This is a genomic window from Synechococcus sp. R8-2, from assembly GCF_047461715.1.
Taxonomy (GTDB): domain Bacteria; phylum Cyanobacteriota; class Cyanobacteriia; order Thermostichales; family Thermostichaceae; genus Thermostichus.
Genome location: NZ_JANSHQ010000457.1, coordinates 1 through 7,464, shown reverse-complemented (window position 1 = coordinate 7,464; position 7,464 = coordinate 1). Strand labels below are relative to the sequence as shown.

At 49.3% G+C, this 7,464-nt stretch carries 8 protein-coding genes; 1 reads left to right on the top strand and 7 read right to left on the bottom strand.

All coding sequences use genetic code 11. The annotated features are described in order from the left end of the window. The 7 genes from NW819_RS10970 to NW819_RS10940 all read right to left on the bottom strand — a co-directional run. On the bottom strand, positions 1 to 220 hold a 220-nt coding region (locus tag NW819_RS10970; protein WP_414413755.1), incomplete at its 3' end, for a DUF86 domain-containing protein. Further along, complete coding sequence (locus NW819_RS10965) at positions 210 to 500, bottom strand: nucleotidyltransferase family protein (RefSeq protein ID WP_414329506.1); 291 nt, start codon at positions 498 to 500, stop codon at positions 210 to 212. The genes NW819_RS10965 and NW819_RS10970, both read right to left, overlap by 11 nt. A 203-nt stretch (positions 501 to 703) precedes the next feature. Then, positions 704 to 898, bottom strand: coding sequence for a PIN domain-containing protein (locus tag NW819_RS10960; RefSeq protein WP_202943711.1), 195 nt, complete (start codon positions 896 to 898; stop codon positions 704 to 706). A 489-nt stretch (positions 899 to 1,387) separates the two neighbouring features. Further along, positions 1,388 to 2,476: a DNA cytosine methyltransferase gene (locus tag NW819_RS10955; protein ID WP_414413754.1), complete on the bottom strand. Its 1,089-nt coding sequence runs from the start codon at positions 2,474 to 2,476 to the stop codon at positions 1,388 to 1,390. Positions 2,477 to 2,483: 7 nt separating this feature from the next. Continuing rightward, a complete protein-coding gene (locus NW819_RS10950) occupies positions 2,484 to 3,143 on the bottom strand; it encodes a hypothetical protein (RefSeq protein WP_414413753.1) in 660 nt (219 codons plus the stop codon). Continuing rightward, a complete protein-coding gene (locus NW819_RS10945; RefSeq protein ID WP_414413752.1) occupies positions 3,140 to 5,323 on the bottom strand; it encodes a hypothetical protein in 2,184 nt (727 codons plus the stop codon). Before NW819_RS10945 ends, NW819_RS10950 begins: the two co-directional genes overlap by 4 nt. Next, complete coding sequence (locus tag NW819_RS10940) at positions 5,281 to 6,897, bottom strand: ATP-binding protein (RefSeq protein ID WP_414413751.1); 1,617 nt, start codon at positions 6,895 to 6,897, stop codon at positions 5,281 to 5,283. The genes NW819_RS10945 and NW819_RS10940 overlap by 43 nt, the downstream gene beginning before the upstream one ends. A 187-nt stretch (positions 6,898 to 7,084) precedes the next feature. Here NW819_RS10940 and NW819_RS10935 point away from each other — a divergent pair, with 187 nt between their 5' ends. Continuing rightward, entirely contained in the window at positions 7,085 to 7,429 is a 345-nt protein-coding gene (locus tag NW819_RS10935) for a phage integrase N-terminal SAM-like domain-containing protein (RefSeq protein WP_414413750.1), read from the top strand. Positions 7,430 to 7,464: the final 35 nt, after the last annotated feature.

Genomic DNA, 7,464 nt, shown 5'->3' with positions numbered 1-7,464 from the left:
CCCGCATTTCGTCCCATGGAATTTCAGGATGCGAAGCCTCCACCTCTGGTGGAATGCCGCGAACTGCTTCACCAATAATTGCAAGATTATACAAAACTGCCCCAACTGTCTTTCGATCGACTTGAAATTCATCGAACGTGATGTCTTTTATAAACTCTCGGATCTCTTCAATCGCAGCTAGCACGTCTCTTACTCTGTTCTGCCAATCTCTAGAAGGCACGAACCACCTCCCGGAGAACGGATTCTTGCAGATAGGGCTTGAGGGAGTCAGGCGTACCTAGATCAACCGGACTCTCTAAAATTTCCTCTAGATATCGTTTCAAGCGTACAAAAGTGAACAATCCAACTGGACGGTCAAACTCTACTAGCAGATCGATATCACTGTCTGTTTGCGCTTCATCCCTTGCTACTGAACCAAAGAGCATTAGAGACTTTACGCCAAAGTCCTTCAGAGTGTTCTGGTGATTTGCCAGTAATGTAAGGACTTCCTGTTTTTGCATTACCCAACCTGCAATGAAAAGAAAAGTCCATTAGGAATTATAGCTCACCTATTTCCTCTCAATTACGACTCAAACAAAGATTCATAACGCTTTGCAGGTCGCAGGCACAGTTGAGCGGAGGCACACCTTGCAGAGGACAGGGATCCCTGGGTTCCCGCAATGAGGGCATTTGAGCTTGCTCATCATCTTGTCTCTGGGTACATCTAACGGCACGCACATCTTGCCTTGCCATTAACAGCCAGTTCAAGAAACTTGTCGTCTTTGGGATCACGACACGTCGCCACGCGCTCTACAATCTCCACCAAGACGCCATCTCTAACAAAAGTGCTCAAGAACTCCATCCGTTCTTCCTCGGTTATATACCTTTCAAATCCTTTGCGCCGCAGGACATCGCTCAATTCTTCTTCTTTACACGTGGGGTGGGAACACAGTGTGACTTGAGGGGGGAGAAATCAACCCCGTCATCCCTCACCGTGAACCTTAGCCTCCCTGCTTGCAGTGGCACCCTGCATGTCTTATCAAGGAACCCATCCCAAATCGGATTCTCGATTTCGGTCCCGTACCTCATTACGCATCTCCCCCCCGCCTTACCCGCCACTTCGATGGTCGTAGAGCCGAAGGCGAAGAAGACCAACCGCCGCTCAGGAGTACACGCGCCGAAATCGATCTCAATATCAGCGCGCCCTCCCTGAGCGTGAGTCGGTACAGATGTCAGTGGCAAGACGAGCAGCGCCGAGGCCATAACCCTGAGAGCTATACATCTCTTCATCGGCAGACTTCTCATTATGAACCGCATCGATCAGCCATCTAACGGCACCGAGCTCAGCCGCAGCGCGGAGCGAGGGAGCGAAGCGACCGAGCGGAGCGCTGTCGGCTGGAGCGAGATGTTAGCCCGCCCCATTTCCTTGTCGCTCCAGCAGTTTGGAGAAGTAGTGTGCAAATACCTCTGCCAGCTTGACCGGAACGGCATTGCCTATCTGAGCCGAGATTTGTTCATAGCTGCCGTAAAATCGGTAAGAATCCGGGAATGTTTGCAAACGGGCTGCCTCTCTGGGAGTTATTGCACGATCGGATGTGGGATGAGCAAATCTTCCTTTGGTAAAATTGGTACATCCGGTAGTCAGGGTATTAGAAGGTCTGTCGAAATCCATTCTCCCGTAAACATCATGATATCCGACATTTCTACCGTTTCTATGACAGACTAACCGTAACTCAATCGGCAAGCTATCTCTGCTGCCTCCGTTATGCGGTATGTGCCTCAATCGTTCCAGGCTCAAAGGCGTATGCTTTCTTGCCTTATGCAAAGGGTCGGTTTCGCTCACTTCCCCCGAATTCAGGTCTTGAAGGCCGACAAAAGCATCTTTTACCGTAAGCCATTTCTTTCTCCCTAACCGTGCTGCTTCTTCAGGCGAAGCATGTGTAGGCTCCGGAATCCTTAGTTCTATGTCGAGGACGGTGCCCAGTAAAATAAAGCGTTTCCGGAATTGTGGCGCACCGTAATTCACGGCATCTATGATGGCCGGAGCAGACATCTTGTAGCCCAATTTCTTCAAATTGCCGACCAATTTATCCAGAATACCCGGATTCTGTCCAAGTCCCGGCACGTTCTCTACGAATAGAAACCGGGGACGTAACTTCTCGACAAAGCGGACGGCTTCCAGAACCAGGGAAGCCCTTTCATCACCGTTTCTGAAGCGGTTGTGCTTGCTAAAAGGCTGGCATGGAGCACATACACCCAACACGGTAAGTTGACCGCTCTCTAATTTACAATCCCTCATCATCTCGTCGGGTGATACATTTCTGATGTCTTCCTCGTATAAAACGACTTCAGGATGATTTAAGCGGTACGTTCGGGCAATAACAGGGTCAGACTCTACCGCTGCCAACACCTTAAACCCTCTGGCTTTGAATCCGGCGGTTACTCCACCACAGCCGGAAAACAAATCTATCATTGTCGGTGCACGATCCCGCATCATGTGCTCTCTACTCCAAAAGCGTGTTTTTGAAATACGAGCAGTGCTCAGATAGGGGACAAACATTGCACCTGGGTTTTCGAGCCTTACAAATCAGTCTTGTAAAATCCAAAAGGTTTTCAGCAGATAAACCGACGTTTGCCTCTGACAAAAGCGGTAAGAGACCCCGAAGCTCTTGAGAGCCTTTGGTCGCATGCCCCATTTCAAGACCAGTGAATCGAGAAACAAAACGTAGAATGTTTACATCGGCAGGAACCAACCCTTGACCATAAGCAAATGTTAGGATAGCAGCAGCAGTATATGCCCCTATTCCCGGGACTTTAAGCAAGCTTTCAACATCGGTCGGTATCTCCCCATTGTGATTCTCACAAATATAGCGCGCAGCTTTTATCAGATAAGGAACACGCTTGGATAATCCTAAGGGGCGTAACATTTCTCTCAATTCGGTTTCATCGGCAAAGGCAAGTGCTTCGATTGTCGGATACCTTGAGGCAATTCTTTCGAAATGGTCGGCCACAACATCGGTGCGGGTACGGACGAGTAGCATTTCGGCCAGAAATATCCGATAGGGTGTTCGATATTTCCGCCAAGGTAACTCTGTTTCCGCAATTCTGTGCCTGGATAATTCGGCACTGGCTTTCGAGAGATAAGAGAATTTTTCTCCAATCATGGCGTTATGAAACCCAATCGTCCGGCGCGAATATCTGCCACCAGCCTTTGGAGTTCATCCTGTACATCAGTCGCATGTCGCTCGCGGCCGTATCCAACCGCTCTGTGGGCCTCCATCACAACGTTGGGGACAAACAGCGGCAAACCTTCGGCTGCTTCATCAAATCCTCCGACGGCATGGGACTCATCGGGTACCAGTCCACCTTGCTCTACCAACCAAGACATAAATGCTGCAATACGACGGTCGATCTCCGATCTCCTGTCCTGCATCTGCAGGTCAACCGCTATTTCCCAACGAGGAGTAAAAAAGTGTGCTCGATCGTTCAGCGTAGACCTATACATCCGAGTAGGAGCGGCATAAAACATTGCAACTCCGGCGCGATGACAAAGGTCAAGGAAGGGTTTGTATTCGTCAATCGTAGTCAACGCCGGGATACCTCGCTTATGCTGGTAGTACCTCTGATTCGCTTCGCTGATATGTTGCCAAATGTAATCAGTCCAATCTTCTATTCTGTTTTCTTGAACCGTTCGGATAACCTTGCCCCTATCGTCAGTAATGGGCAGGGGATGAGGGAAAAAGGCTATGTCGGAGAATCGTCTAAGAGCACAGAACGTGACAAACGTGTTCCGTTCGTGGTTGAAAACCTGCTCCTGTTTTGACTTCGCCAGTCCCCAGAACAACAAGTGCGTCACGGCTTGATCGTTCAACGGCGGGCGGTAGAAAGCATCGGCAAGTTCTTGATGTCGCTGCCTAACATGCAGATACCAGAAAGTGATCATGGCCAGCCAAGAATATTCGGGTGATTTTACCGCACCCGCATAAATTGCGCCTAAACATCCGTTACCGGCCGTATTGTGAAAAACTTGCTGGAACGTGCGGATTTCCCGGCGGACAACTTCTCCGTATAAAATATCGTCGGGTGCACTGGCCCCGTCATAGTCATCCAAACGATGCACCAGCGGAAAAATACGACCATCACGGATCAGTAATGTGATGACCGGTGGATGTTGGATTTCAGGCACTCCGCTAATGGGGTGCCATTTGGATTGCTGTAGAACAATTCGTAGCTCTTCTGCATATTGGCGCAATTCCATAGCGGCAGAACGCAAATGACGGAAATCCGTGATGACTTCTCGGCGGAGATGCGGCGAGATCAGCAGTCCTTCTACGGCTGCATCTAAGTCTCTGTATCGCCGGAGTTCGCGTGGATCCAGATCGTAGTCCCAGTAGCTAAGCGCATTCTCCCGGTCAAGCACTCGCATTGCGCCAGCAGAAACAAAGAGGGTCGCCGGTGTTGGCGGTATAAAACTTCCACGTGCATGTTCTACCATCACATCACCTACCGAGGCGTCCGTCCCGACCGCCGCCTTATGATGGTTTTCGGGTGCTGTTATGATCTCTATAACCTTGTTTCCGACAATCCTTTCCTGAAGATGGCGTTTGGCTGCCTCTTTATCAAACTTTATTCTACTACCGCTGAGCACTTGCTGCACTGTTGGAATATCGAGAATACCCCTTACATCTTCTATCGAGCGATCCAACCTCCAAAGTCGTTGAAAGAAACTTTCCGCTTTTGATCGCCTAAACCCGAGTTCCCTAGTTAACCGTTGGATTTCGCTTTGTGCCCCGACCCCCGCTGCCCTTATGTTTTCCGCCAAACCGTTCAAGTCATTAACTACCCAATCGGCAATCTCTAAAACAAGGTCAACGGGGTTTTCGTCGGCAATAACAGGAGCAATATCATGAACCAACCTGGCATAATTTTCCTCGAGAGCATGGCCACGGGCGATTCCTTCCATGACCGAAACGGTCATACGTTCACGCTCGTCCTCATCACTCTGCCAGAGATCCAGTCCGTCTCGTTCTTCTCGCTCGATTTCATCACGGCTGACTTGTAGGTCAAACAGGGACATTTGAGAAACACCCTGACCGGGCAGATTAAAGCAAAAGCTTCCCCTCCGTTCCGGCGAAGGTCGCTTCTCTACCTTGCCTTCGTCCAACAATTGACCCAAGACGCTCCGTATCAGGTGATCCGTAACGTCCGGTTTCCGAGCGCGCAATTGAAGTCGTAGCTCACGAACGGATAAGCCTACTACATCGCCGGCTACCTTGTGCAGCACATCAAGAATCGCTTCGGCTATTTGTTGCTGTTCTGGTGTGTCTGATGGTCTTTGCGCCATTTTTCAACAGCCTCACGTAAATCGGGAGTTTCGGCAACGTGGGTGGTGAAGGTTCTCTCGCGTATTTTGACGATGACGGCATGGCGCATGATGTCCATGCCGGATGTGAATACTGCCGTGCCGCGGGGCATCCTGGGGATGCGCTTTATCGTCTCCTCCGGTAGATCTCCGATTTGCCCTGCAACCACCCGCAAGTCTTCGGGGTCCAACGCAAAGAGCATACGGGTATTGCAGGTAAGCAGAATTTGGCGATCCATTGAAGATGGGCTTTGACTCAACAATACAACCCCTACCGAGTCGTGGCGGGCAGTACGGATCATCTCCCTCAAGACTCGAGTTGATGGTGGTGGATCGATTCCTCCAGGTAAGAATAAATGGGCCTCATCAATGACCAAAACAAAAGGCGGTATGTGATTCCGTCGTCGTAGCCTTTGTAGGATTCTTGCCGTTGCACCGACTACCAGATTCCGTTGCTCTTGTCCCAATGCCCCAACGTATATATTTACAAACGGCATTTCGGTAAGATACTTTGCCCATTCTACTTCGCCAGCAGTTAATAGAGCCGTGCGGCGCGCAACAGATTGGACTCGGGTGATAGCTCGGTTGACTGTTGCTTGGTCTGTTATGTTAGGCCCCACTTCCCTCATTTCTTCGTATAGCGCCTCCCACTGAAGGTCGGGAACTCTCCCGCCGTCTAATTGTTCCCAGGCTTCATAAAAGACTTTCATATAGGCTTCGCCAATCACCTCACGGTGTCTCTCGGTTAGACCCGGAATGAAAGGCAGGAACTCCTCTATCCCGATGATAGAATACGGCACTCTGAATTGGTCGGTACCGGCTTGAATGTGTACACCCTTTAAATCTTTCGCAGTTTGTTCATTATCACCTAATACATCAAATGAGAGTATCGGGATTCGTTTCTCGTAGAGTTCTTCCATCAACACGCCAACGGCATAGCTCTTTCCGACGCCGGTTTTCCCCAACACGGCTACGTGACGGGCTATCGCAGTGTTGGGTAAAAAGAACGGTACGCTGTACCCACCCGATTCAATTTTCCCCAGATAAAGCCCTGAAGTACTGGTCGGCTTATCGTTTGCATCATCATCTTTTTCGGGAATGTTCAGAAGTTTTGGGATGATTGTAGCAGGCAGTTCATACACCGGTTGTCCTGTATGAGGAAGTTGGCTTGGCTCGGCAATCTCCAGAGAGTTTTCGTCCTTGACGCAGATCTCTCCGAGAAGTTCGATTTCCATTACTCGAACAAGATCGGGGGAAAGCTCCGATGAACGAATATCTGTGCGTTGCATACCATAGGCATCGTCCTTCTGCATGCCTCCGGGCCTGGCACGTAAGTTCAGTTCGCTACCGGCAATTATCCGGCCATAGTGCGCTCTTCTGTCGTCACCTTGACGGAGGGCTATTACGAAAGTATTGAGATTAGGACGACGGCCTGCTTTGACGCGAAATGGAATTCGGTCAAATGTAGGAGTTCCTCCTTCGGATGAATATTCCGAGGAAGAAGTTGTTCCGACTAGAGCATCCTCTGTCAGACCTAATACTGTTACGATGGACATTAGAGCACCTCCATAGCTATAGCGCCAAGATAGCGGTGGGCGGGCTAACTGTATACTATAAAGATAATCCCTGTCTATCATAACTACTTTACACTTTTTTAAGAAATTTTCCAGATATTTATTAGTTTGGATTTATATGTTGATTTGCTCTAAGCATAATAGTTAGCCTACCTGAATATTAAGAAGCATGCAAGGTAACATTCCTAAGCCCATCCTTAAACCTAAAGTCATCATAAGTTCTGCTAATACTGGCGAGCCGCCGCCACGCAAGTTACTCGATCGTGTGAGAGACGCCATTAGGGTCAAGCACTATTCTTACAAGACAGAGAAGACTTATGTGCAATGGATTAAGCGGTACATCTTTTTTCACAACATACGCCATCCACAAGAGATGGGGGCTGATGAGATCAATCAGTTTTTGACATTTTTGGTGGTGGAGGAGAAGGTGGCGGCTTCTACCCAAAATCAGGCACTTTCAGCATTACTTTTGCTCTATCGTGAGGTGCTGAAACTGGAGTTAGATTTGGATTGAGATGCTGTGCGGGCTAACATGTGTTTCTGCAGCTA

Excerpts from the sequence above, each read along its gene's own strand:
- NW819_RS10945 (WP_414413752.1), bottom strand. The coding sequence starts at position 5,323 with ATGGCGCAAAGACCATCAGACACACCAGAACAGCAACAAATAGCCGAA.
- NW819_RS10950 (WP_414413753.1), bottom strand. The coding sequence starts at position 3,143 with ATGATTGGAGAAAAATTCTCTTATCTCTCGAAAGCCAGTGCCGAATTA.
- NW819_RS10940 (WP_414413751.1), bottom strand. The coding sequence starts at position 6,897 with ATGTCCATCGTAACAGTATTAGGTCTGACAGAGGATGCTCTAGTCGGA.
- NW819_RS10965 (WP_414329506.1), bottom strand. The coding sequence starts at position 500 with ATGCAAAAACAGGAAGTCCTTACATTACTGGCAAATCACCAGAACACT.
- NW819_RS10955 (WP_414413754.1), bottom strand. The coding sequence starts at position 2,476 with ATGATGCGGGATCGTGCACCGACAATGATAGATTTGTTTTCCGGCTGT.
- NW819_RS10935 (WP_414413750.1), top strand. The coding sequence starts at position 7,085 with ATGCAAGGTAACATTCCTAAGCCCATCCTTAAACCTAAAGTCATCATA.